This window comes from Paraglaciecola sp. MB-3u-78 (assembly GCF_002835935.1).
Lineage (GTDB): Bacteria > Pseudomonadota > Gammaproteobacteria > Enterobacterales > Alteromonadaceae > Paraglaciecola.
In genome coordinates this window covers 69,229-95,975 of sequence record NZ_PJCF01000086.1, presented here as the reverse complement: position 1 = coordinate 95,975, position 26,747 = coordinate 69,229, and the positions used below count along the sequence as shown (strand labels likewise).

Annotated in this window: 19 protein-coding genes; 9 read left to right on the top strand and 10 right to left on the bottom strand. The window is 40.6% G+C overall.

Annotation, left to right across the window (positions count from 1 at the left end):
• Positions 1-23: 23 nt before the first annotated feature.
• Entirely contained in the window at positions 24-296 is a 273-nt protein-coding gene (locus CXF95_RS29770; protein WP_157828274.1) for a hypothetical protein, read from the bottom strand.
• A gap of 170 nt (positions 297-466) precedes the next feature.
• Here CXF95_RS29770 and CXF95_RS26795 point away from each other — a divergent pair, with 170 nt between their 5' ends.
• Complete coding sequence (locus CXF95_RS26795) at positions 467-2,482, top strand: beta-propeller domain-containing protein (RefSeq protein ID WP_157828273.1); 2,016 nt, start codon at positions 467-469, stop codon at positions 2,480-2,482.
• A gap of 205 nt (positions 2,483-2,687) precedes the next feature.
• The gene (locus CXF95_RS26790; RefSeq protein ID WP_101201473.1) at positions 2,688-3,242 is read left to right on the top strand and encodes a DUF3016 domain-containing protein; all 555 of its coding nucleotides are present in this window, start codon (positions 2,688-2,690) and stop codon (positions 3,240-3,242) included.
• Here CXF95_RS26790 and CXF95_RS26785 read toward each other — a convergent pair.
• The 5 genes from CXF95_RS26785 to pepA all read right to left on the bottom strand — a co-directional run bounded on the left by CXF95_RS26785 (position 3,229) and on the right by pepA (position 11,314).
• Positions 3,229-4,863: a diguanylate cyclase gene (locus CXF95_RS26785; protein ID WP_101201472.1), complete on the bottom strand. Its 1,635-nt coding sequence runs from the start codon at positions 4,861-4,863 to the stop codon at positions 3,229-3,231. The two genes, CXF95_RS26790 and CXF95_RS26785, sit on opposite strands and share 14 nt — an antisense overlap.
• Complete coding sequence (locus tag CXF95_RS26780; RefSeq protein WP_232788064.1) at positions 4,860-6,362, bottom strand: bifunctional UDP-sugar hydrolase/5'-nucleotidase; 1,503 nt, start codon at positions 6,360-6,362, stop codon at positions 4,860-4,862. The genes CXF95_RS26785 and CXF95_RS26780 overlap by 4 nt, the downstream gene beginning before the upstream one ends.
• 106 nt (positions 6,363-6,468) lie before the next feature.
• The gene (locus CXF95_RS26775) at positions 6,469-9,321 is read right to left on the bottom strand and encodes a valine--tRNA ligase (protein ID WP_101201471.1); all 2,853 of its coding nucleotides are present in this window, start codon (positions 9,319-9,321) and stop codon (positions 6,469-6,471) included.
• Positions 9,314-9,781 carry a DNA polymerase III subunit chi gene (locus CXF95_RS26770; RefSeq protein ID WP_101201470.1) on the bottom strand — a complete coding sequence of 156 codons (468 nt, stop codon included), beginning with the start codon at positions 9,779-9,781 and terminating at the stop codon, positions 9,314-9,316. The genes CXF95_RS26775 and CXF95_RS26770 overlap by 8 nt, the downstream gene beginning before the upstream one ends.
• A gap of 27 nt (positions 9,782-9,808) precedes the next feature.
• Complete coding sequence (gene pepA, locus CXF95_RS26765) at positions 9,809-11,314, bottom strand: leucyl aminopeptidase (protein WP_101201469.1); 1,506 nt, start codon at positions 11,312-11,314, stop codon at positions 9,809-9,811.
• A gap of 248 nt (positions 11,315-11,562) precedes the next feature.
• On the opposite strand from pepA, the gene lptF reads away from it, so the two are divergent.
• Entirely contained in the window at positions 11,563-12,672 is a 1,110-nt protein-coding gene (gene lptF, locus CXF95_RS26760) for an LPS export ABC transporter permease LptF (RefSeq protein ID WP_101201468.1), read from the top strand.
• Positions 12,665-13,732 (top strand): LPS export ABC transporter permease LptG, encoded by a 1,068-nt coding sequence (gene lptG / locus CXF95_RS26755; RefSeq protein WP_101201467.1) that lies wholly within the window; start codon positions 12,665-12,667, stop codon positions 13,730-13,732. Before lptF ends, lptG begins: the two co-directional genes overlap by 8 nt.
• An 11-nt stretch (positions 13,733-13,743) precedes the next feature.
• Here lptG and CXF95_RS26750 read toward each other — a convergent pair whose 3' ends face one another.
• Entirely contained in the window at positions 13,744-14,202 is a 459-nt protein-coding gene (locus CXF95_RS26750) for an RDD family protein (RefSeq protein WP_101201694.1), read from the bottom strand.
• Between the two features lie 438 nt (positions 14,203-14,640).
• Here CXF95_RS26750 and CXF95_RS26745 point away from each other — a divergent pair, with 438 nt between their 5' ends.
• From CXF95_RS26745 to CXF95_RS26725, 5 genes are all read left to right on the top strand, one after another.
• Positions 14,641-15,813 (top strand): NAD(P) transhydrogenase subunit alpha, encoded by a 1,173-nt coding sequence (locus tag CXF95_RS26745; RefSeq protein WP_101201466.1) that lies wholly within the window; start codon positions 14,641-14,643, stop codon positions 15,811-15,813.
• Positions 15,813-16,094, top strand: coding sequence for an NAD(P) transhydrogenase subunit alpha (locus CXF95_RS26740; RefSeq protein WP_101201465.1), 282 nt, complete (start codon positions 15,813-15,815; stop codon positions 16,092-16,094). The genes CXF95_RS26745 and CXF95_RS26740 overlap by 1 nt, the downstream gene beginning before the upstream one ends.
• Before the next feature lie 9 nt (positions 16,095-16,103).
• A complete protein-coding gene (locus CXF95_RS26735) occupies positions 16,104-17,507 on the top strand; it encodes an NAD(P)(+) transhydrogenase (Re/Si-specific) subunit beta (protein ID WP_101201464.1) in 1,404 nt (467 codons plus the stop codon).
• Between the two features lie 406 nt (positions 17,508-17,913).
• Entirely contained in the window at positions 17,914-22,710 is a 4,797-nt protein-coding gene (locus CXF95_RS26730; RefSeq protein ID WP_101201463.1) for a CHASE domain-containing protein, read from the top strand.
• Positions 22,707-23,660, top strand: coding sequence for a diguanylate cyclase domain-containing protein (locus CXF95_RS26725; protein WP_101201462.1), 954 nt, complete (start codon positions 22,707-22,709; stop codon positions 23,658-23,660). The genes CXF95_RS26730 and CXF95_RS26725 overlap by 4 nt, the downstream gene beginning before the upstream one ends.
• A gap of 84 nt (positions 23,661-23,744) precedes the next feature.
• Here CXF95_RS26725 and CXF95_RS26720 read toward each other — a convergent pair whose 3' ends face one another.
• The 3 genes from CXF95_RS26720 to CXF95_RS26710 are packed head-to-tail and all read right to left on the bottom strand — an operon-like array spanning position 23,745 to position 26,729.
• Positions 23,745-24,959 (bottom strand): EAL domain-containing protein, encoded by a 1,215-nt coding sequence (locus CXF95_RS26720; protein ID WP_101201461.1) that lies wholly within the window; start codon positions 24,957-24,959, stop codon positions 23,745-23,747.
• The gene (locus CXF95_RS26715; RefSeq protein ID WP_101201460.1) at positions 24,956-25,618 is read right to left on the bottom strand and encodes a BLUF domain-containing protein; all 663 of its coding nucleotides are present in this window, start codon (positions 25,616-25,618) and stop codon (positions 24,956-24,958) included. Before CXF95_RS26715 ends, CXF95_RS26720 begins: the two co-directional genes overlap by 4 nt.
• On the bottom strand, positions 25,608-26,729 hold the full coding sequence (locus tag CXF95_RS26710) for a response regulator (protein ID WP_101201459.1): 1,122 nt from the start codon (positions 26,727-26,729) through the stop codon (positions 25,608-25,610). Before CXF95_RS26710 ends, CXF95_RS26715 begins: the two co-directional genes overlap by 11 nt.
• Positions 26,730-26,747: the final 18 nt, after the last annotated feature.

Below are 26,747 nucleotides of genomic sequence, written 5' to 3'. Positions count from 1 at the left end.
TCTCGGTCAGGTTGTATAAAGGTTTAAAATGCAATTTTGGGTTGGTTTAACCATTGGTACCCCAGCTCGCCATTATCAAAGTAGGCTTGTTCTGCGTACCAAGCTACGTCTGGCATAATAACCAAAGGGATATTGTCCCCATCCACCAGTGGATTGGTTTTAACGCCTATTCCCAATGCTATTCCAAGGTGCCAACTGCTTTTCTCGATGCATGTTTCATCTCCCGAGCAAGCTAGTATTGTGCTGGGGAAAAACAAACAAAATAAAACCAATAAACGAAATAACACAATGTACAAAAATAAAAACCTTGGCATTGATGATATGCGTAGCCTAGCAGAGTTTTTGCGGTGCTTGTTACTGGGTTACAAATATTCACAATTAGTATCAAATTCGAACATAAAAAATACATCACATTAGCTATACTTATTTATATTTTTATATCATTTATACAGAGAGGTATTTGACTATGCTGCTAAAACCCCAAAAAACTAATGTTGGTGATCTGCTTTGTGTGGTTATCATCCTGATGCTTGTTTTTGTATTAGCAGCTTGTTCCGATGAGGCAGCCCCCGTTATTGACGAGCCTATAATTGAAATACCCACTGAGCCACCGCAGCTTAATTCGGCTACTTCATTTGATGGACCTTTGGTTAAAGCGGGTCAACAGTCCGTTAGCCGTTTTATTAAAAATGGTATTTATTCAGCTGCATTTGAATATGCCAATAACTTTAAAGAAGGGGTGGCCGAACCCGCAGTGAGCCAAGATAGTGCAAACAACAATTTCTCTACCACTAATACTCAAGAATCAGGGGTCGATGAAGCAGACCGTATAGAATACGATGGAAATGTATTATATCTGGCGGCTTATCCGCAATGGGGTGAAGGAGGCACTTATCAGTCAAAGGTCAGAGTGTTAGAGAGGCAAAATGATTTTTCGTTAAATGCAGTAAGTGAATTGCCTCTGGTGGATAAGAATTCGAATATAGAAGGCATGTATCAGCATAATGATAGGTTAGCGGTGTTAAGTACAAACACTCAATATTACAGCATTGATACTCTTTCCTTTGCCTCTGAACCTTGGGCGCCAAATGAACGTAAATTAAGCTTAGATATTTACGACACCTTTGTACCGAGTCATCCTTCTTCAGTGAGCAATATCAAGATTGATGGTGCAATGGTGTCGAGTCGGCGAATAGGCGATGATCTATATCTAGTAACCAGCTATACCGCCTATCTTGAGGGGCTGAACCCAAATGCCAGCACAGAACAAGAGTTACTGGCCAACTATTTGACTATTTTGAATACGCCAGACTCGCAACTCATGCCAAAAATCTATCTAAATGGCGATCAAGGCACTCCTTTAAATTCAACTGAAGACTGCGTGATCCCAGCTCAAGCTACTGATAAAGATGGGTATGCCCATCTTTTAACAGTAAGCAGAATTAACTTAACGGATCCCAATGATATTCAGTCGAGTTGCATCAGTTCGGTGGCAAACATGGTGTATATGTCTGAGGCAAACTTGTATCTAAGTTCATCTGTGGATAATCACACTGTTTTGCATAAAGTGGCGTTGGACACAGATTTGACCTATCAGGCAACAGGTAAGGTAGATGGCATTATTGGTTGGCGAGGCGCGCCTAATCTGCGTTTAAGTGAGCAAGATGATAATTTACGAATAGTGACCAGTGATTACATTACAGGTGGGCCATCACATAAACTTTCAATCTTAGGTCAGCAAGGCAGTGAGTTGACTATTTTGGCTTCGTTACCCAATGACACATTCCCAGAGCCAATAGGAAAGCCCGGTGAAGATATTTTTGCCGTTCGATTTTTTGGAGACCGAGGTTATATAGTCACCTTCGAAAGAATAGACCCGCTTTATGTTCTTGATTTAGCAAATCCTAATGACCCTAAGGTGTTAGGCGCATTAGAAATTCCTGGGTTTTCTAGCTATTTGCATCCTTTAAATAACGGATATCTACTTGGAGTAGGTCAGCAGGTTAATGTTAACAATATCTCTGAAAATGGAGAGGTAACCGCTGAGCCTGTGACTCAAGAGGGTATGAAAATTAGTTTATTTGATGTATCCGATCCAGCTCACCCTGTTGAAGTTAACAGTATTGTTAAACCCAGCAGTTATACCCCGGTTGAATATGATTATCGCGCACTTTCTGTGCTAAATAATAATGGCAGTTACCAGTTCGCTTTACCTGTTGAGAGTTGGAATATATCTTCCGATGAGCAGACCGGTTTTTGGGCTGCATCCAATAGTTTAATGTTGCTTGAAGTCGATACCACATCTAACAACCCTGAGTTGATTCAACGGAGTGAAGTGCGTCCTGACGTGAATGAACAGCCTTATGCTAGTGGTTGGCAGGACAGAAGTATTATCCATGGTGATAACGTCTACTATATTCACGGCAATCAAGTGTGGCATACCACTTGGGCAGAAGATGCGGCAGTATTCGGGCCTTTTTAATCAGTGTTAAATGTTGGCTGACTTTGTTTTTTACGGCTCGATACGAGTTGTCATCTTTGGTCGGTATAATCCGGCTTTTTTGTTTTGGCCTAGGATCTATAAATGAAAGATAAATAGACCCTATTGCAACTTATTTGAATTAGATTCAGTATATATTCAGGTATAAGAGCAATACTGACAACTACCTTAACGTAGGGGATTTATGATGAAAATATTAAATGGATTGATTATTTCTGCAATGACATTAGGTTTAACTAGTCAAGTGTTGGCCCAAGCAGAAGTTGAAATTGAATGGGACAAACCAGAAAAATACCGTGATGTTAGGCCTAGCAATGAGTCCCGTAAAAGATTCAGAGAATCGACCTTTGAACAGATTAACGAATATATGAATGAGTTGGCATTGACGTTACCTAATAATCAAAAATTACTAATGAAAGTCAGTGATCTTGATCTGGCTGGACAAGTCTGGCCTGCCTCCTTTGTTGGTTTGGGTAACGGTGGATCCGATGTACGGATCGTTAAGAATATTGATATACCAAGGATCGATTTTAGCTATCAGTTATTGGATGAGTCTGGCGAAGTCGTGCAACAGGCAGCAGTGAAACTCAAAGATATGTCATTTCTAGATCGCAGCAGTCACTTTTTCAAAAGTGAGTCCTTGCGTTTCGAAAAAAACATGTTACAACATTGGTTTAAACAAGAATTCGGCGCGTATATAGATCAAAAAATTGCCAATAAAGAGCTCGTTACTTCGAATTGATAGCCGGGGAATATAGGCTATATGCGTTTTTGCCTGTTTCTTTAGCAGCATACAAGGCAGAGTCGGCTTGTCTAATGATCGCTTCTGGTGTCAATATACTATTAGGTTGTGACGTCGCAATGCCAATGCTCATAGTCACGTAGTCTGCCACATTGCTGTATTTATGTGGCAGCGCCATATTTTTCAATTTTTCAATGATATGTATCGCTATCTCTTGTGCTCCTTTTGCATCAGTATTTGGCAGCACACAAACAAATTCCTCACCTCCATATCGGGCAACGAAGTCGCTATCTCGATGCAGTGAATCACCAATAAGCTTAGATACATCCTTTAAACATTGGTCTCCGGCTATATGACCATAATTATCGTTATACAGTTTGAAACAATCTAAATCCATGAGCAATAAGGCGACACCAGATTTTTGCCTAACGGATAATTTAATATCATGTTTTAAACGAATATCTAAAGCTCTGCGATTAGCAATACCGGTTAGTCCATCTGACATCGAAAGTTGTTCAAGCTTTTGCTTTTGTATTTCAATTGTTTGAGTGAATTCATTAAAGGCTTCAGCTAAATCAGTAATTTCATCATTCCCATCAAGTACTGTTTGATTCTCAAACCCTTGGGTTTCGCGGCGCACTATGTGATTGAAAAGACGGATCCTCTTAAGGACCCTTTGTTGAAACAAGACGACTATAAATAACAGAACAATAACGCCACCTATCAAGATAGACCTGATGAGTTGGGTCTGTTGTTTCATTTTGATAACAGAAGAGGCGACTTGTAGGGTGATGTTTTGTTCTGTTTCATTGGTCACAAAACCAAGTTGTGCCACATAATCTAAAATTAAGTTATGTACGAAATTTTCTCTACCTATGGCTCTTCCGTTTAAACGCAAATATTGTATTTTTGATGCTTCCATGCCATTTTCACTAAAAAGTAATGTTTTGAATTGATTTGTTAATTGACGCTTTTCAGCATTATTTTGTCCTTTGGCAAAAAGAACACTTAGTTCGTTAAGTTGCTTCTTTAATAGAATAAATAAGAACCTCACCCTTTGTAGCTTTTTCTCATTCAATGCTCTGCTCACATTGACTAATACTTGCGAAACCCCCAACGCCCAGGCTGGTGAAAGTTGATTTTCAAGATCAAGGGCATGAGTGTTAAGCTCATACATTTGTGTTCTTAAAAATTCGATATTATTTAGAGTCTGCAAACGATTTTCTATCAAAGCAGATAGTTCATCTAATTCCATAGCGATGGTGTCTAGTTGGGTATCTAAAAACTCATTTTTGAAGATTTTTTCTGCCGCCTGACGAACATTAATAAGGTTGGTTTGGAGTTGCTTTTCCGCTAAACGATTTGACGCATTTGATGAAGATTTAGACAAAATCGCTGTAGATTCTAATAGTGTGGCTGCTTGACTATAGAGTTGACTTATCAGTATGAGGTTAGGTAAAGATTTGTCAGATATATGTGTCAGTGTTGATTCAAAACTAAGTAAACGCGTAAAGGTAAAATAACTGAGTAGGATAAAAATACACAATATTCCCACTAAGCCGCCGCTGAATACTTTTACCAGTGAAATACGCGCGCCTTTTTTTGTAGCTAAAACAGTCATTCAGCTACTCGCCTTATTCTGAATTCAACTTTAGGCTCAATTGTTTTTTGCAGTTGTATCATTCGAGTGACAGCATGTGACACCCCAGAAGACTTATGAGTGTACTTATCGTTGTGTAGTGCATTCTGAAAAACATCGTAACCATCCCCCCCGTTGGCTAGGTAATCAGAGGTGGCGACCGAATACTTTTGCTCAGGGTTTAATGTATTTCCATTAATGTGTACGCTTTGTATCCGCTTGCCAGCAGGTTTTTCAAGGGAATAAGTAAATGAAATACCCGATACTTGTAAAAAACGTCCTTCAGCGTGTTCAACTTGACTGACGCTATTTTCTAAAGCTTGTATTAATTGTGCACCTGTCACAGATAAAACTGCGATATGTTCCCTAAAAGGTAACTCTGTGGCAATGTCTTTACGGGTAATGATTGAGCCCTTGGTATAACGTTTGTCACCACGGATCATTCCCGAATTGATTAACCCAATATCTGTTTTAGCATAGTCTTTTAGTACGTCAGCAATAAAGTTTCCAAAGGGCATTTCCCTGGTTCGGACTAAACTTCTGGATGTGAGTATTTCACTTCCAAAAAAACCAATTTCTTGGTTTAGAAGTCGGTTGAGTCGTTGGTTGTATTCATCAATCAACAATGCAGTGGTTGGTTTAGTAGGTATATACGCAGAATTATGTTTTGACGTTTTAATGGTGATTTTTTTCTCTTGTCCCTTAGCCTGCCAACTAATACGAAGTACTATTATTGGCTCTTTGCTTGAAATAGAATACACCCTGTTAGGCTGAAGTTGAGTGTGGTTACTTGCAGATGTTGGCAATATCCGTAAAGCAAAATCTATTTGATTTTCAGATATAAGAGTTTGGTAATAATCCCTTTCTTTTGAATAAACTAACACCAATAATTCAGCGCCTTTTTGTTTGAGAAGGTCAATTTGCTGCTGAATAACCTCTCGGGGTTCAAGTACACTGGCTCTTTTTAGTGAATACTCTTCAACCACATCTTCGTCTAGAATTGAAATAAACCCCACTTTCACATCTTCTTTTTCGACAATGAGACTAGTTAAAATGCCTTCGAGGTTACTATTAATGAGTGGGTCATAAAGGTTGCTGCTGACGATTGGGAATGCCGCCTCATAAGAGCGCAATGTAAGCTCATCTTCGAAATAGCTAAACTCACGTTTGGTGAGCGTCATTAAATCAGGCTCTAAGGTATTGAGAATGTCAATGATGTGAGAGCCCTTGTCTAAACTGGAAAAAGGACTAGGCCCTAAACTACCTCCGCCAAAGGTAAAAATAGTCGGCGTTTTTTTGGCTCTGATTTTTTCTAGTAAACCTGAAAGGTCTGTGAAGGTGCCATAAGTATGTTTACTTATGTCAGGCATATTACCAGCAAAGACTAAGGTTAAGTGTTTTTCAGTTGTAGCAGCGGCACTTGCCACTATACTCATTAAAAGTATATGCAAAACGATTAAGCGCCGAAAGTATATGGCCAATTTCTCCTTCCTCGTAAAAATCTTCTATTGAATTTTATCACAGAACTAAAGATAGCGAGAATGTGTTACCCCTATTGATAACACATCCCCTACTCATCACTACACCCTATAAAGATTCAATGCTGCTGCGCTGTTCTTGTAGTTTGCCCATCTGCATGGTGAAATCTGCTAACTTAGCTTTTTCTTTTTCAATCACAACGTCAGGGGCATTACTCACAAACTTTTCATTAGAAAGTTTACCCTGCGTACGAGCAAAATCTTTTTCTAATTTATCCAAGGCTTTGGCAATCCTCGCTAATTCCGCATCTTTATCAATTAAGCCTGCCATGGGGATCATAATTTCAAGTGAGGCCAATAAAGATGTAGCACAAACCGGTGCTTTGTCATCTTCACTTAAAGCTGTCACAGACTCTAGCTTGGCAATTGCGTGTAAAAATATCCCGTTCTCTTCAAGCCGTCTTATGTCTTCAGCAGAGGCATTACGGAGCAATACAGGTAACGGTTTGCTTGGGGCGATATCCATCTCACCGCGAATTGTACGAATGCATAATACAAACGCTTTGACCCATTCCAGATCTTGCATCGCTGTGGCATCAACCTTGGCAGCATCATATTCAGGGTAAGCCTGATTCATGATAGTGGCAGAATGACAGTTAGCCAAAGGAGATACATCTTGCCAAATAGTCTCTGTAATAAACGGTATAATAGGATGCATCAATCTTAGTAAAGACTCTAAGATAGTGACGAGAGTATGCCGAGTACCGCGCTGTTGTTCTTCGCTTCCTTGCAATAAAACAGGTTTGGTTAATTCTATATACCAACCACAAAACTGATCCCAGGTGAATTTGTATAAAGTATGTGCGGCAATATCAAAACGGTAGGTATCCATGGCATCACGATAAGTCTTTATCGTATTTTGGTATTCCCCGATGATCCATTTATCTGCAAGTGAGAGCCTCATATGGGAATTTGAGTTAAATCCACAGTCATGTTCTTGGGTATTCATCAGCACAAAGTTACTGGCATTCCATAATTTGTTGCAGAAGTTTCTGTAGCCTTCTAAGCGTTTCATATCCCAATTGATATCTCGGCCGGTAGAGGCAAGTGCTGCAAGGGTAAAACGAAGAGCATCTGTTCCATGGGACTCTATTCCATCAGGGAACTGCTTTGCTGTTTGTTTCTTGATCTTTTCAGCCTCTTTTGGCTGCATCAAATTAGCGGTGCGTTTTTCGAGTAAATTTTCGAGGGAAATTCCGTCTATCATATCCAAAGGGTCGATAACATTACCTTTTGATTTAGACATCTTATTACCCTCATCGTCACGAATAAGGCCGGTCACATACACTGTTTTGAAAGGCACTTGTGGTTTGCCATTTTCATCTTTTACAAAATGCATTGTCATCATGATCATTCTGGCTACCCAGAAGAAAATGATGTCGAAACCGGTGACCAACACATCAGTAGGATGGAAAGTTTTTAAGTCTTCAGTATTTTCAGGCCAACCTAGTGTAGAAAACGTCCACAGCGCAGAGGAAAACCAAGTATCTAATACATCGTCATCTTGTCTGAGTACGACATCAGCGGCCAAGCCATTTGCTGCACGGGCTTCTGCTTCGTTGCGCCCCACATACACCTTACCTTGTTCATCGTACCAAGCTGGTATTCTATGGCCCCACCACAATTGACGGGAAATGCACCAGTCTTGGATATCATTCATCCAAGAAAAGTACATATTTTCATATTGTTTAGGTACAAATTCAATCTCGCCATTGGTGACGGCATCTGCAGCGACTTTAGCTAAAGATGCTGCACGTACATACCATTGGTCGGTCAACATAGGTTCAATTACCACACCACTTCTATCACCATAAGGCACCGTTAAGTCGTGGTCTTTTACTGATTCTAATAAGCCTATTGCATCCAATTTGGCCACTATGGCTTTGCGGGCTGCAAAACGGTCTAAGTTTTGAAACTCTTCAGGTATGGCTGAATTTAAGGCATCAGTTGCTTCACCCTTAGTATCGAATATTTCAGCTTGCTGGCGAATTTCACCAGAGAAACTCAAAATATTGATCATCGGTAATTGATGACGTTTACCGACTTCATAATCGTTAAAGTCATGGGCTGGGGTTATTTTTACGCAGCCTGTGCCTTTTTCAATATCTGCATGTTCGTCGCCAACGATAGGAATACGACGATTCACTAAAGGTAAATCGATAAACTGACCAATCAAGTCTTTATATCTGGGATCTTCCGGATTAACGGCTACACCAGTATCACCTAACACTGTTTCAGGTCGGGTTGTTGCGACTACTAGGTAATCTTTGCCATCAGTCGTTTTAACCCCATCAGCTAAAGGATAACGAAAGTGCCACATGTGACCTTTTTTGTCTTTACTTTCAACTTCTAGGTCGGATATGGCGGTATGAAACTTAGGATCCCAGTTAACTAGGCGTTTACCGCGATAGATTAAGTTCTCTGAATGCAGGCGCACAAATACTTCATTTACTGCGTTTGAAAGCCCCTTGTCCATGGTGAAACGCTCACGTTCCCAATCCACTGAGGCACCTAAGCGACGCATCTGGTTGGTAATAGTATTACCTGACTCGGCTTTCCATTCCCAAATTTTGTCGATAAAAGCCTCGCGGCCTAATTCTTTACGAGTGGGGCTATTCTCTGCTGCTAACTTTCGCTCCACTACCATTTGAGTGGCAATACCTGCGTGGTCAGTGCCCACTTGCCATAAGGTATTATTGCCCGACATACGTTTGTATCGGGTTAACGCATCCATAATCGTTTGTTGAAACGCATGGCCCATATGCAGGCTGCCCGTCACGTTTGGGGGCGGTATCATGATGCTGTAGGATTCGCCTTCTCCAGAAGGTTTAAATTGTCCGCTTTCTTCCCATTTTTGGTATATATCGCGTTCTATATTTTGTGGATTAAATATCTTATCCATTATTGTGTGCCTCGTTAATGCTTGAGGCGGGTAGGGTATCGAGTTGATTACCTGCCGCTCTATATTGTTTATATCGTTCTCTGGCCTGAGGTTTGAGTTGCTCTTTTGCAGGCACAAAATCAATGACTTGTCTAAATCGTTGATGAAAATCGGGAATGTTATCAGCTAAATTAATGAGTATGGGTCGATTAAATTGGCTGGGTGTTTGCCAACATATTTCAACTGGGGCGCCGCCTATCGGACCTTCTCCGGCCAAATTGTGGGGAACAAAGGCATCGTTGGGCAACTGCCATAATAATTCATCAAATTGTTCGGCCTGTTGTTGATCTTCACAATAAACTAAACATTTTTGTTTGTTCCGATAACAGCGGGTCGCCAACAAACAAGCCAGCGCAAAGTGCGCTGGCTGTTGGTGTGTGTCGTCTGTTTCATCAAGCAGATAAAACGTTACATTTGACATATACGAAGTGGTTCCTAAAGGGCGTGATTAATCTTCAGTTTCAATACCTGCACGGTTCATTAAGAACTGAGATAACATAGGTACAGGCCGACCTGTTGACCCTTTTTCTTTACCGCCAACCCAAGCTGTGCCTGCAATATCCATATGAGCCCAGTTATATTTGCGAGTAAAACGAGATAAAAAACAGGCTGCCGTAATCGCGCCTGCAGGACGGCCACCGAGATTACTCATATCGGCAAAAGGACTTTCGATTTGGTCTTGGTATTCATCCCATAAAGGTAAACGCCAAGCCTTATCGCCACTTTGTTCAGATGCATTGATCAATTCATGAGCAAGAGGATTATGGTTACTGAATACGGCACTAGCATGTTTGCCTAAAGCCACAACACAAGCCCCCGTTAATGTAGCAACATCCACGACCAACTCAGGATCAAAACGTTCTACATAGGTTAATGCATCACATAATACTAAACGTCCTTCGGCATCGGTATTGAGCACTTCAACTGTTTGGCCTGACATAGTGGTTAAAATATCACCGGGACGGTATGCGTTGGCATCAGGCATGTTTTCACAACCCGCTAGAATACCGACAATATTAACTGGCAGGTTCAGAGCACTGATGGTATGCATTGCGCCTAATACCCCAGCTGCACCCCCCATGTCATATTTCATTTCATCCATGGCTTCGCCTGGTTTGATAGAAATACCACCAGAATCGAAGGTTAATCCTTTACCGACTAAAACGATTGGCGCTTGATCTGATGGCCCACCTTTATGTTCCATAATAGTCATGATTGACTCATTCACAGAGCCACGGCCCACCGCCAAATATGAGTGCATACCTAACTCGTCCATCTGTTTCTCATTCACTGAGCTAACATGCAGATTTTCATAAGTGACGGCTAAACCTTCTGCTTGCTCAAGTAGATATTTAGGATTACAAATATTCGGTGGCATATTGGCAACATCTTTCGCCGTTTTAACGCCTTTTGCTACGGCTAAACCATGCTCAAGTGCTCGTTCGCCAATGGATAACTCGCGACGTGTGGATACATTAAAAACGATTTTTCGAAGTGGTCTACGTAATTCACCTTTTTTGGTTTTAAGCTGCAAAAAGGTGTATAGAGAATCTTGTGTCGCTTCTACGGCTTGACGCACTTTCCAGTAGGTATCGCGACCTTTAACATGTAATTCAGTCAAGAAACTAACCGCTTCCATCGAACCTGTTTCATTGAGCGTTTTAATCGTTTTGGAGATGATTTGTTTGTATTGACGCTCGTCTAGTTCGCGTTCTTTGCCACAACCTACCAACAATACTCGTTCACTTAAGATGTTAGGAACATGGTGAAGCAACAACATTTGACCGGCTTGACCTTCCAAATCCCCTCTTCTGAGTAAGTTGCTAATATAGCCTTCACTAATAATATCGAGCTGTTCGGCGACAGATGTGAGACGCCTAGGCTCAAACACACCCACCACAATACAGGCGCTGCGTTGTTTTTCTGGACTGCCACTTTTTACGCTAAATTCCACTTTGAATCCTCGTTACATGATGAATAATACTGCAACCATTCTTCCTTTTAATGAATAATTTAAAGGTGACATTGGGTAATACAGCTATATTATTGTAAGATTAACTTCAGCCGGACATAATCTGTAAATAAGATCGTGGCTGAGTGCTTTAAATACGTACAATTTATAAATTAAACTTGTGAAAACGTTAAGTTTACTTAAAATTTCCCATAGTGCCACTAAAAATACTACTTTCCCTTGGATGTGTTGTGCTGATTTTCCGCTATTTAATGAAAGAAACTTTGAAATCTCAACTGGCAATTTTTATGCTGTTGATGGCTATTTTTATTACACAGAAATTTGTCAGAGTATTGGCTGATGCGTCAGAAGGTGAAATCCCTGCTGGCTTAGTTTTAGGTTTTTTGGCTCTGTATTCGCCGGTTTTAGCATCAATAGTGTTACCACTCAGCCTTTTTCTGGGCATTATGTTGGCACATGGCCGGCTGTACGTCGACAGTGAGATGACTGTCATGCGGGCATGTGGCATCAGTGAATGGTATATCACCCGTGTTATGCTGATCCTTGCTTTTTTTATGGCTTTATTCACAGCGGGTTTAACGCTGTGGTTAACGCCTTTATCCGTTGAAAGTACTTATCAACTTGAAGAAAAGGTCGGTGCACAAAGTGGCCTAACAAGCTTGATACCTGGACGTTTCGAACAAACTGCCAATCAGCAAGCGGTGATATTTGTACATGACATCGATAATAGTCAAAGCCCCTTAAGAAAAGTTTTTCTAGCACAAAGAGATAATGACTCCGATTCTGAAAACGTGCGAATTGTTTATGCCAACAGCGGAGGCATACAAGAGCAAGCAAATGGCGCCCAAAAACTGATACTTAACCAAGGCAAACAATATGAAGGTGAAGTGGGTAGGCAAGATTATCGCGTTGTTGAGTTTGAAGAGTATCAAATTCAAATTGCCGAACAACAGCCTGAAAAAAAGCGCAGAAAATTAAGTGCCTATCCAACCGCCGACTTGATATCGGACCCATCGGTAGATGCTCTAGCAGAACTTCATTGGCGTATTGCCATTCCTTTATCGCTACCCTTTTTAGTACTGATTGCGGTGCCTCTCAGTGCCGCTGATCCTAGACAAGGTCGCTTCGGGAAAATGTTTCCTGCATTGATGCTATACCTAGGCTATTTTATGCTGCTAATGGCGGGCCGCAAGGCATTGGAAGATGGCAATATACCTCCTCAGCTTGGATTATGGTGGGTGCATGCAGTGCTGTTATCTATTGGAGCGGCATTATTACTAAAAGGGCGACCTTTTGGCGTAAAGCTGCGCGCTCGATTAAAAGGAGATGTCCATGTTTAAAATACTCGATGTGTATATCGCTAAGACATTGTTGGCGACAACTGCACTGAGTTTGAGTGTATTGGTAGGCTTGAGCGCCTTAATTAAATTTATTGAACAAATGAAACAGGTAGGGCGTGGCAGTTATGATATGACCGTCGCTTCAGTGTATGTGTTACTTAGTTTACCCAGAGAGCTAGAACAGTTTTTCCCTATGGCTACCCTGATTGGAGGGTTAATAGGCATGGGGATCTTGGCAAGCAACAGCGAATTGGTTGTGATGCAAACCGCCGGTCAAAGCCGATGGAATATTATTACTTCTGCTATGAAATCAGCTCTGTTAATGATGTTATTTGTGATGTTTATCGGTGAATGGGTGGCTCCTGTTACAGAAACAAAAGCGAAAGAAATTCGTACTCAGGCTATTTCTGGCGGTAGCTTATTTGCTTCTGACAAAATAACCTGGGCAAAGGATGGTGAGAACTTCGTTAGTATCGGTGAAGTGGTCGATACCAAGACTTTGCGTAAAGTGAATGTGTACGAGTTCGATGAGAATCTGGTGCTAAGACAAATCACCAGTGCTTTGCAGGCGAATTATAGCGAGAAGGGTTGGCAATTAGAGCAAGTCAAATACACCTTTATTGGCGATCAGAGGATCCGATTCAAGCAACTTGAAAAAGGTGTGTGGTTGTCAACACTCACACCAGACAAACTTGGCGTGGTAACAGTCAAACCTGAAGCGCTGTCGATTCGGGGGTTAGTTGAGTATGTTAACTATAGTAATAATAACAGTCTTGATCCAAGTCGATACGAGTTGGCCCTGTGGCGAAAAGTACTGCAACCTTTATCTGTGGGTGTAATGTTGTTAATGGCTTTGTCGTTTATTTTTGGGCCGTTACGCAGCGTCACTATGGGTGCGCGAGTCATCTTAGGGGTGTTAACCGGTTTTGGATTTTTTGTGAGTAATGAAGTCTTTGGTGCTTTAAGCTTGGTTTACCATCTGCCGCCGTTTATGGGGGCGGCTTTACCCAGCTTAGTATTTGCTGCTTTTTCAATCTATATGTTGCAAAGGAAAGGCTAGCGTCTGCCCATTTATTCTTGAATCTTGCCCCAAGATGAATGATGGTTATCTTCTTTGCTAAGCACCAATATTTCAGTATTAGCGATCCTGTCTTGCAATGATTGTTTAGATTTGAAATCGAATAACACTAAAATAGTACCTAATCCGCCAAATGAACATATTAAACGCAACAGTGCGCGTCTATAACCAAAAGGTTTGTCATTGGTACTAAATAAACGTAGGCGCCACGCTCTCATACCTATAGTTTGACCACCATTTCGCCAAAACCACAAGAAAAAGCCTACTACCCATAAACCTACCCAAACTTGCAGGATTAGTTTGTAGGCAAAGGAATGCTGCATTAGCTCACTAAAACCCTCATAACCTTGATTACTCAAGATATTATTTTCTACTAGTATCAACATAGCTACTACCATTATCATTGCCGCACACATGCCGACAGCAACAGCAACTAAAACGTCATACACCATGGCAGCTAGTCTGCGTAAGAAATTTGCTCGAATGTGTTGTGGGTGCGAAGATTTCACAATATACCTTTAAAAAAATAAACCAGATCTTATCAGTTAAATCACATAAATATACATTTTGAGATGACATAATATTGTAATTATTATTGGTAATGAAATTTTGATCAGCAGCGACCAGTAGAAATATTAATAAACCTGTGTCTGTAGGCTTATGAGGCTAGCCTAAGCCCATATTTGAGCGGTAGGTACAACGTATAACATAAATACAACAAAAATTAGATTTAAAAATGGCCACTGGTAATACTAATGTCAAATGATGGCTGTTTCCTTATTCGTTCGCTAAACAGCATCCAATTTCATACCCACTATAAATACTATGAATTTACATTCTACTCTTAAATAAGCCATATTTATTAAAGTACATTAACTTTTGAGGTTTCTATGACAATTCTTGGGTTCCCTGCTGAGCTTAAGCCACAGGAAAAACGTTGTGCTGTGTTACCAGTAAACGTTAAGGCATACAAATTATTGGGTGCTACTGTGCATGTGCAAGCCGGTATCGGTAAGCATATCCATGTGAGTGATGAAGAATATGTAGCGGCTGGGGCAGAGATTGTGACGAGTCGCGTTGATATCTTAGCCAATGCTGACATTGTGCCTAGTTTGCATAAACTTAGTACCGATGATCTCCGTCATTTAAAACCCAACACGCTTATCGTGAGCTATTTAGACCCATTTAATGAGAAGGGCTTTGTAGCCAGTCTGTGCGACAACGAAATCACCAGCATTAGCATGGAAATGATCCCGCGCATTAGTCGCTGTCAAAAGATGGATGCCCTCAGTTCTCAGGCCAGTTTGGCTGGTTATGTTATGGTGATGCAAGCGGCTAATCAACTTGATAGTGTTTTACCTATGATGATGACACCAGCAGGCACCCTTAAGCCCGCTAAAGTATTTGTAATAGGTGCTGGGGTGGCAGGTTTACAAGCTATCGCTACGGCTAAACGTTTAGGGGCCAGTGTAACGGCATTCGATACTCGCACTGTGGTAGCTGAACAAGTGCAATCCTTGGGTGCCAAGTTTTTGCATATCGATTTAGGTGAAACCGGTGAGACAGGGCAGGGTTATGCTCAGGCTTTGACACCAGAGCAAATGCAAATTCAGCAACGGGAACAAGCTAAATGTATTGCCGAGTCAGATATTGTGATCACCACAGCTCAGTTATTTGGGCGCAACCCCCCCATGCTCATCGACCTAAAAACGGTTGAATCGATGCAAGCTGGCAGTGTGATAGTTGATATGGCCGCTGAAAATGGCGGTAACGTCGAAGGCACCATAGCCGGTGAAATTATCCAGCATAATGGGGTGACCATTATAGGCACTGGATATTGGGCAAATGGGGTTGCCAAACATGCCACTCAAATGTACAGCAACAACCTGTTTAATTTAATCAGCGAATTTTGGCACAAAGAAGACAATGTTTTTAAGCTGGATCTTGAAGACGAAGTTCAGTCTGGCTGTATCATTACTCATCAAGGGCAAGTAGTGAATGCCATGCTTAAGTCTGTTTATGAGGCTAATAATCAAACCACAAGTAAAAAAGAGGGATTCTAATGGACGCCGTATATTTAGTATTTATTTTACTACTGTCAATTTTTGTTGGTTTTGAACTGATTCAAAAAGTCCCTGCTACATTACATACGCCTTTGATGTCTGGTGCTAATGCAATCTCTGGTATCACAGTTGTAGGGGCGCTGGCCTTAGCTGGTAGTGACAGCATGGGAGAATACTCCACTTATCTTGGAGCATTCGCGGTCTTTTTGGCGACTATAAACGTGGTGGGAGGGTATTTAGTGACTGACCGAATGCTCGCCATGTTCAAGAAAAAGCAGTAGGGAACTATGATGATAGAAACAACTACAACCGATCTCGTGATCAACTTCAGTTATGTGCTCGCCGCTGCCTTATTTATTTTTGGTTTAAAGCTGCTAGGCCATCCTTCGTCAGCTCGCAAGGGTAACTTGCTTTCTGCCATTGGGATGCTCATTGCGATTGTTGTCACTATGTTCGACAACAACATTGTTAGCTTTCAGGTGATAGCCATTGCTATGTTAGCAGGCAGCATATTAGGTGTGCTTGCCGCTAGGATGATAGCCATGACTGCCATGCCTGAAATGGTGTCCTTGCTAAACGGTATCGGTGGCCTCGCCAGTTTGTTTGTTGCTTGGGCAACGGTTGAGGCTAATAGTGAATTTACCGCTTTCACTATGATAGTGACATTTTTGGCCTTGTTAATTGGTGGTGTGACCTTTTCCGGCAGTTTGATTGCATGGGCAAAGCTAAGTGAGCGTATTTCTGGTCGTTCGATTACGTTCATCGGTCAGGCGGTGTTTAATAGTCTACTGGTACTGGCGATTATCTTTTCTGCTTATCTATTTGTGGCTCAGCCTACAATGCTAGCTGGCATAAACATCGACTTTAATGTGGTGTTGTATACGGCTATGGGTTTTGCTTTGTTATTCGGCATCATGCTGGTACTACCCATTGGCGGCGCAGACATGCCGGTGGTTATTTCACTGCTCAACTCATACTCTGGGCTAGCGGCTTGTGCCGCCGGTTTTGCTTTACATAACAACATCCTGATAGTGGCCGGTTCGTTGGTAGGTGCCAGCGGGATTATCCTGACCACCATCATGTGTAAAGCCATGAATCGCTCCTTAAGTAATGTGTTATTTAGTGGGTTTATGCCAGTGACCAAAACAGACATGGTGATAGAGGGGGAAGTTAAACCACTATCAGCCGAAGATGCGTATTACGTGCTCGAAGCGGCGCAATCAGTGGTAGTTATCCCTGGCTACGGCATGGCAGTGGCGCAAGCGCAACATGCCATGAAAGAGCTACAGCAACTGTTAGAAGACAACGGCGCTGAAGTTGCTTACGCCATTCATCCTGTCGCCGGGCGGATGCCTGGGCACATGAATGTACTACTAGCTGAAGCTGACGTGTCTTATGAGCAGTTATTTGAAATGGACGAAATAAACAAGCGGATTCAAAACTTTGACGTAGCCATGGTCATTGGTGCCAACGATGTAGTGAATCCAGCAGCCCGAGAAATGAAAGGCAGCCCTATATACGGTATGCCAGTGATCAATGCGGATTTGGCGAAAAACGTGTTTGTGCTCAAACGGGGCATGGCCTCAGGTTTTGCCGGTATCGACAACCCGCTGTTTTTCAAACCTAACTGTCGAATGATATTTGGTGACGCCAAAGAAACCCTGAATGGCATCATAAGGCAGTTTTCAGACTAGGAATTTCTAAGTAAAAGTGGATGCCTAGCGGGTAAAACCAGTCAGTATTATGTGAAGGATAAATGAAATACTGATAAACGAAGCCTCTGCAGCATGCCAATTGTACTCATTGTTAAACAAACCCGCTTATTAGCGGGTTTATTTTTTTGTCGCGCATGTCCACTCACCAGTTCGTGAATATCTGCATAGCAGAGGTCTGATTGAGCGTTTTTTTTCACGTTACTGAAAAAATATGTCATTCCATTCAGACTAATAACAAAACGTATCTTTTCATCATAATGCGTATTTTTACGGATTGTAAAACATTCTGTATTCCATAAAGTTTAACTTGGTGTCATCGACTATTTGAACAGATAGCTTATGACATAAACGTTTCCAAGTAAGCCCCTGAGGTAGAATTCACTCGATGATAAGTACACCACAAAAGGTATTCAAAAATTTTAATTGGTCAGTAAAATTACCTATGTTGACTGTGTGGTTTATCGGCATCATAGTCACCATTTTAACAACATGGTTTATACATCAACAAAATACAGCTGCCATGCAGTCCCGTGTGGAGCAATTAACCGACTCAGTTGAACAACTTATCATAAAACGTTTTGAGCTATACGAGTATGGTTTGCTAAGTATTCGTGGGGCTATGTTAGCCGCAGATATCAATCAAATAAAACGCTCAAATTTTGAACGGTACATTAATTCTCGTGATTTAAAAAGCGAATTCCCTGGGGCACTTGGCTTTGGCCTTATACGTAATGTCAGCCCTTCTTATGAAGCCAAGTTTATTGCCAATGCACGTGCAGATGGAAGACCAAACTTTGCTATAAGAACGCTTACTGCACATCAACAAAATCGTTTTATTATTCAGTATATTTACCCCGAAAAAGATAATCAGGGTGCAACAGGTCTTGATATTGGCTCTGAAACAAATCGGCGTAATGCGGCGCTTGCTGCGGCCCGTGATGGCAAGTTTAGACTCACTGCCCCCATCACTTTAGTGCAAGCAGAAGGAAAGAAGGGGAGTGGATTTTTAACCCTGTTACCTATTTATGATCCAGCACTGCACCTGAGCACCCCAGATGCAAGAGAAAAAGCCACGTTAGGATGGGCATATGCGCCGCTAGTGGTGGATAAAGTACTGGCTGATTTGGGGCCGGTGCTGCGAGAAATGTCTGTTGTGTTGACTGATAAAACCGAAAACAAGCCTTTTTTTGCAACCCATTCTATAGACGTGTTGAGCGAATATACCACCTTTAGTGATACACGCGATATACACTTTATGGGACGTAATTGGCTGTTAGAGAGTCATTCTTTAACTGAGATGTCTGCAGCTCTGGGCTTATGGTCACCAGTTTGGGTAGCCACTATTTGTCTAATAAGCACAAGTATTGTCGCTTTATTATTATCCATAAGTTTAATCAAACGCGACAGTGACCAGCTAGCTAAAAACAAGACTAAAGCCATAGGCATTCGCTACTTTTTAAGCAGCCTTTTTTTTAAAAGGTTGATTCAAGCCTACGTCATATTAATAGTGTTTTTGTTCGGTGCCAGTGCTCTGTCATATTTGCAACAAGAGTTTAAATCAACCAGTGCCAATCTCACAGAAAATCTACAACATAGTCTGAAAATTATGGAGCGAGAGCATGAAAGCTATGATGAAAACTTAACCTTATTGCAATCCACCCCAGCCGTTAGAGGCATTGTGCGGGCTTCGAATACGGGAATAAAGCCAACATCACTTTTATCCCTCGATGCTTGGAAAGGACAATTAGCCGAAGTATTTAAAGCCTATATGGTTTCGTCTCCCGATGTGTATCAATTGCGTCTAATTAGAGCTAATCCCAGTGGTCGAGAATTGATCCGTATAGAGCGCACAGAAAACGGTATTTTTGTTGTTCCCGAAGCACAGTTGCAATACAAGAGCGATAGTTCCTATTTGCAAGAAACACTTGCATTGAACCAAGGAGATATTTGGGTCTCTGACCTTGAACTCAATGTGGAAAATGATGTCATCGAAACGCCTATAAGACCGACATTGCGTTACGCTACTCCCGTTTTTAATGAGAATTTTTCACCCTTTGGCATAATCATTATCAATGTTGATGCTAAATCCATCTTCACTGAATTGGCTGAATTGGCAAAACCTGAACATGTTATTTATGTCATTAATCACAGTGGTGATTATGTATTTCATCCAGATTTGGCAAAAACCTTCCGTTCTGACTTCAATGAGACTTATCAATGGGACAATGAATTCACCCTTGTTCGGTCACCTTTCGGTTTGAAAAATAGAAATATTAAAACCTGGGAAGGGCCTTCAGGCACTATTTTGTCAGCCGAAAGTGCATCCAAAAGTGGAAAATCAACATTTAAGGTGACGTTATTCACATCAAAGGTATATGAAAAAGTAGAGTTAGCACTTTTATACCTCTTTTTACCATTACTCGGCTTAACATTTTTAAGTGTGATTGTGGTTTATTTATTCTGGGTGGCCAATCAGCGCAAGATAATTGCCACACAGGCTGAGCTAGAATTAGAGACTCAGCGTGGCAAAGATAGTATGTTTAAAAGGCTCACCGAGTTATCTCCTGAAGCCATGATATTTACTGATTCAAAGGGCGTGGTAGAGCTTGTAAATTCACAAGTTGAACACTTATTTGGTTATGACCGTAAATATATGATGGGCAAGAATATCAATATGCTTGTCCCGCAAAATGTCGCCGCAAATCATGATGCTCATGTGAAAAAAATTGTTAAGAATCCGATAGATTGGCTAATTGACAATGGAGAGAAACTTTATGGTCGTTATTCGGATGGAGCATTGTTCCCCGTTGAGGTCAGTCTTAGCGAAGTACAGCTTGATGATAGGTTATTAGTCGCCGCATCGGTGCGCAATATTTCACAAAGGCTAAGTATCGAAAGTTCATTGCGTGACGCAACCGATGCAGCGAAAAGAGCCAATTTGGCGAAAAGTGCTTTTTTAGCCAATATGAGTCATGAAATCCGTACGCCACTCAACGCCATTATTGGACTCTCATACCTACTTGGGGATTCACAATTAGATGATGCACAGCGTAATCTAGTGGATAAAGTGCAACTTTCTGGGCGCTCCTTACTAGGTATTGTCAATGACGTTTTAGACTTAGCCAAAATCGAAGCAAATGAAATGGAACTCAATGAGGAGCCTTGTCTGCTCCATGAGTTACTCGAAGAGCTGCAAAGTGCATTTTCTGAGCAAGCAGCATTAAAGGGATTACAACTTAATCTTCAACTCGGCCATACTTTACCTGACTGCATAAATACTGACAGCAAAATGTTACGTCAAATATTAACCAACCTGATTGGCAATGCGATTAAGTTTACACGTCATGGCACTATAGTGCTTAGTGCTAAAGTGGTCGAATCCCATTCACTTTCCGAACACAGGGTTAAGGTCTACTTCGAAGTGGCAGACACTGGAATTGGTGTCAGTAAAGAAATACAAAAAAGTATTTTTCAGCCATTTAGCCAAGCGGACTCTAGTACTAGTAGGCATTTTGGTGGAACCGGTTTGGGTTTGTCAATCGTCAGCAGTATGGTCGATTTGTTACAGGGTGAACTCGGTGTCAATAGCATTCCTGATGAAGGCAGTCAGTTTTGGCTAACACTACCTATTGAAGTACTCAATCAAGAAGACCTACATGCCTTAGACTCTAGTATAAATACACTGTACGTCTGGGTTGTAGATGATGATGATATCGACCGTCAACAGATTGAAGATTATGCTAAAGCGTTAGGTTGGCATGTCAGGAGTGTCAGTTCAGGTGTAGTGCTTGTTGAAGAGATGATTGCGCTGGTTGAGTCTGGGCGCAAGTTACCTGATGTCCTAATGATTGACTGGCATATGCCAGAAATGGATGGGCTAGAGGCTGTGTCTAAGTTAAACACATATCTTGGAAACAAAAAGTTACCCGCTGTGTTAGTCGTTTCAGCCTATGAAAAGGCGCATATTGCCGCATTAGATACGGGTCAATTGATTGACAAAATATTATATAAACCCATAAGTGGGGCGCAGTTGTTTAATGCTGTCAATGATGCGGTTGTCAAACATACCGACGATTCTCAACGAGTACTTGAAGCCACTCGAACCGAGGCACTGAAAGCCAGATGGTTACCAGGGGTAAATGTATTAGTAGTAGATGACAGTGACATAAATCTTGAAGTGGTTGGACAAATACTGATTCGAAATGGTGCCAAGGTGACCACATTAAGCAGTGGTAAAGCAGCTCTGAGACAATTACGTTTAAGCCCGGATGTGTTTGATATTGTATTGATGGATGTGCAGATGCCAGAAATGGATGGTCTGGAAACGACACAGCATATTCGAGAAGAGCTTGGGCTCAAAACATTACCCGTAGTTGCGCTAACTGCAGGCACTTTAGTGGAAGAAAGAAAACGCGGAATCGCTTCAGGTATGAATGCCTTTTTAACTAAACCTATTGAGCCTTCAAAATTAATCAACACTTTGCGAAAACTGGTTGAGTGTTATCGACATCGTATTATTAATTTTGAAAGTCTCGCCACAGACAGTGAAGTCATCGGTGATAGTTGGCCAAATATAGAAGGCATGACCAACAATACTGATTTACTGAATGGTGATTTGGTGTTGTTTGTGACAATTCTTGAACGTCTATTTAATGAATTTCAACATTTGGAAACCCTTAAAGACGGTCATTCAACAAAAAACCTAGATGAGTCTGAAAGGTTGGCCATGGCAGCACACATACATAAATTGCGTGGCAGTGCCGGTCTTATCGGTGCTCAGGAATTATATCAAGTTGCAGGGGAAGCTGAGATAGCTTTGCGCAACAACGCCAGTGAAATAAATCCATTATTAGTAAAGGTAGCAAAAAACCTCATTAATTTACGGATTAACAGTGCTGAGTTTCTATCACAACAGCAAAATGTACGAAAAAAACATGATCAAATTGCGATTGAAAATGCAACACCTCTGGATCAAAAGCAATTAGAGACGCTATTTATTGCCTTAGAAAAACAAGAGTTATCGGCGCTGGACACAGTAGAGCAATATTCAGTAAATTTACGCTTTATGTTAGGTAATAAAGTCTTTGAGGAATTTGAATCTATGTTAGAAGACCTGCATTTTCAACAAGCTTTAACATTGCTTACTTCATCTCAAAATATCAATAGGGAGTGCGTTCAATGACATTATCAAGTGATTTTAATTCTGCCACCATCTTAATTGTTGATGATGATCCTTCGTTCATTATGGCAACCAGTAAAGCGCTTCTTGGAGTAGGACGGATTGTATTCGCTACTTCGGGTTGTAGTGCTTTGAAACTTGCCGAAAGTGAGATGCCTGATATTATTCTACTTGATATTGAAATGCCTGGTATGAGTGGTTTTGAGGTTTGCCGTGAGCTAAAAGCAAACGAAGTAACGGCCAATATTCCGATACTATTTATCACCAGTCATAATGAGGCCGATTTCGAGCAAAAGATATTTGATTATGGCGCGACAGATTTTATGCATAAACCGGTAAACCCACGCATTGTTGCGGTTAGAACCAAAGCCCATATCGCTCATAAACAAGCTATCGATAGGCTGCAATCCCTTACCTTTATTGACAGTATAACGGGTTTATATAATCCTAGAGCATTAGACGAAAAGCTTGCAGTAGAATGGCTGCGTGCCAAGCGTAATAAACTGTCACTGGCGCTTTTAATGCTTGAAATAGATGAATTCAAACCTTATGTCAACCATTTTGGACACACACAGGGTGATGATTGCATAAAAAAAATTGCCAGTATTTTGCATGGTTCGATTCGACGTACTGCCGATTTTATTGCTCGTTATACAGAGCACCAGTTTGTTATTTTGCTACCAGATACCGATCTAATAGGTGCCAACCAAATAGGTGAAAATATACTCAAAAATATTGCCAATCATGCGTTCCCACATGCCCCTAGTGCTGAGCGCGAAATGGTGACTCTATCCATTGGCTGCTACGCTTTATTACCCTCAATTGAGAATAGCCCTGAATTATTGTTGGCCAGCGCAGACAAAGCGTTAAGTGTGGCAAAAAAGAATGGTCGCGGGTGTGTTTATTCAGCTAAATTAAGCGAGCTGCAAAGCAAAGGTCGAACAACTGAGTGATATAGTGAATGGTATTCTTAATTGAAACTTGGATTCAACGTCTCCTATTCAAATAGCCACACAAACACTCTAGTTTAGAAACATCTAGAGGGAGACCATTTCCTGCTGTTGATTATTATTTATATGTATAAAAGACTCAAAATCTAAGCTATCTAGAGGACGTGAATAAAAATAACCTTGGGAAACTTCACAGTTAAGTAACTTAAGCGTCTCAACCTGTTGCAGTGTTTCTACCCCTTCTGCTACTACTCTAAAATCAAGTAACTTGGCCAACTGAATGGTTGCCAATACTATTGCCATAGAGGTTTTTTTATCATGCATGGAGTGAATAAACTGTTTATCTATTTTAACCTCATTAAATGGCAGTGCATCTATCTCTTGGAGTGTTGAATAACCCGTTCCGAAATCGTCCAGTGATAGATTAAAACCGTTTAATCGTAGCTTAGTCATCAATTTTTTTGTGGTTTTTCTTATCTCTAATGCAGCCGTTTCAGTTATTTCCCAAACTAAGTCAGATGCATTAAATCGAAATGGTTTAAAGCAATCACAAAGCTTAGTGATGAACTCATTGGTTAAAGAGGTTCTAGAAATATTAAACGCAATTTTTATATCGCTGGGAAGGGGTAAGTCATTTAATACGTTTAAGCCATATTTAATAATATTGAATGTGAAGTCGTCAATGAGATCATGGGCAATAAGTGCTGGAATAAACGAATCTGGCATGATCCGTTCTTTACCCGGTATGTCTAAACGAGCTAGGCATTCTATTCCACATAACTGATGATTCTGTGAGTTGAACTGAGGTTGAAAAACAACACAAAAATAGTTATTTGCAATGGCATTTTGTAACTGTTTTTTGTCGAGTACATCTAAAGGTGTTTCGGAAATTGAGCTTTCAGGGGCAACCAAGTCCTTAGTTACGTCCCTTTTATTTAATGTAACTAATAGTTTAGTAAAGTCAGCAAAAGAAAAAGGTTTTAATATTTTCCCAGCATAATTTAAACCATGTGCTTTAAGCAGATCTGCTGCCGTATCGACAACATTATCATCCTGCCCAGAGCAAAAAACGATAGGCACAGTTACCTTGTTTTTTTTGAGTTGTTCTAAAATATCCAGGCCATCTAAATCAGGAAGGTTTAGGTCGAGTAAAATGAAATCAGTTTCTTGCAGTTTTTTTAGGCAAACGTTGTTCCAAGCACTAGCTGCATGTGTTTTGATTTTGTGTGTCATAGCAAACTGGGAGATGAGCTCTGATAAATCAGGCTCATCGTCAATAATATAAATACTTTTAATATTCATACTGTATTACGGCCTTCAAAGTTTGGCGGGTTGTTTTTATTTATCAAAGCGACAAAGTTAATTAGCGCCAGTGATTCTGTTTTAGATAATAATCGTTGTTTTTCACCTACAATAGACTTCAAAATATCAGTGATCTGAGAATGATTATTGAGGTTCATTCTGTATAGTTTAGTCCACTTATTGAAGGATCTTTCTGTGATTGTTTCGTGGGACAGCAATGTTATCGAATGGTGGCGAGGGTCGAGGGATATTTTTAAATAGAGTGTTTCAACATCCTTAGGGCTACCTTCAAGGTACTGAATGAAATAGCCATCCATATACAATAAGTATCCGGTTACATTGATGTGTGTATTATTTGCAGCGGAAGATAGCTCAATTTTTTCTAGCTCAGACTCAAGAGTAAGGCCAGTCATATATTCCTTCACTTTGCTGCTATAGACCAGGGAGATTAAAGCCGTTTCATCGGACTCCTGTTTTACATATCCCCGCATGTTTTCCAAAATCTGTACAACCGATACAACATTCTCTTCTAACTTAGAAATCATCAGCTTTAAGTCAAAATCAGGTTTTATATTAACTAGTGTTATGTAACCTTCTAAAATCATGATTTTATTAGAGAGGTCATGAATAAATTTTCTAAGGATTGATTTATCCGACATCTTGATTCTCCGGTTTTAAATCTAATTTGTTGAGCAATTCCAACAAGTTATTGAGGCAAAATGGTTTGTCTAAAACACCGTCTATCTGATCAGAATATAAACTGTTAGGGTTTACTCCATTCACTATGCCACCCGTCATTAATATACATTTGACCTTGTTAGCAGATAGCTTTTTAACTTTTTTAATTAACTCCAAACCGTCACAATCAGGCATACACATATCGGTGATCAATAATTGATACTGACCATTTTTGATTTCATCCAGCACTCTTTTGAAACTATCGGTCGCAAAAACATTCATCCCAAACGATGCTAAGTTAGCAGCTACCACTTCTAATAACATAGGTTCATCATCTATGATCACGGCATTCACGTTTGATAAATTTGGTGAAACGGATACCTGTTTTATATTGAGGTTTGTGTCATGTTTTTTTGAAACTGGATGGTCTGAAGATTCGGTAATTTCAAGTAAATCATAAATATGTACTTCAGACTTGGCTTCATGGGATGTATCACTGGATAAATATCTAAGACCTGAAACGATTGATTGGATGCGCTCTAAACTACTATCAAGAGCATGCAGGTAATGATCAGTGTTTTTCGAGCTTAAAGGGTTATCAAGCAATGTGTTTTTTAAAAACGCTAAATTTCCCAGTGCGATGGCTAATGGATTATTTATTTCGTGTCCAATATGGGCATACATTTCACTGATTTTGACTTCAGTTTCGGCTAATTCTAACAAGGGTGTTTGTAATTTTGAGCTTAAGGAATAACTCATAAATAAGTGTGTCTGTTCAAGTCCAGTCGCTGTGTCTTTTTCAACATTTACCGCGCAATCATAATGTTGAGTATCGTATATTAGTTGTTCCTGACTCCATCCATGATGGCTGGTTTTTGCGTTGTTAACTAATGTCTTAATAAATGAATAAAGGTAAGCATTATACTGTTTAATGCTATGTGGCAGCGTGGCAATACTCAGCAGATCGCCAATCATTTGGGTATGCAGTTTTACTTCCAGAAGATTATCTAACAGCGCATATCCTTTATATTCATTGATATAATCAAAATCTTGCTTTGTGTTGAGTTTATCGTTCAAAATTTCACTCGGCATTTAGTTTCAGCACTTAAT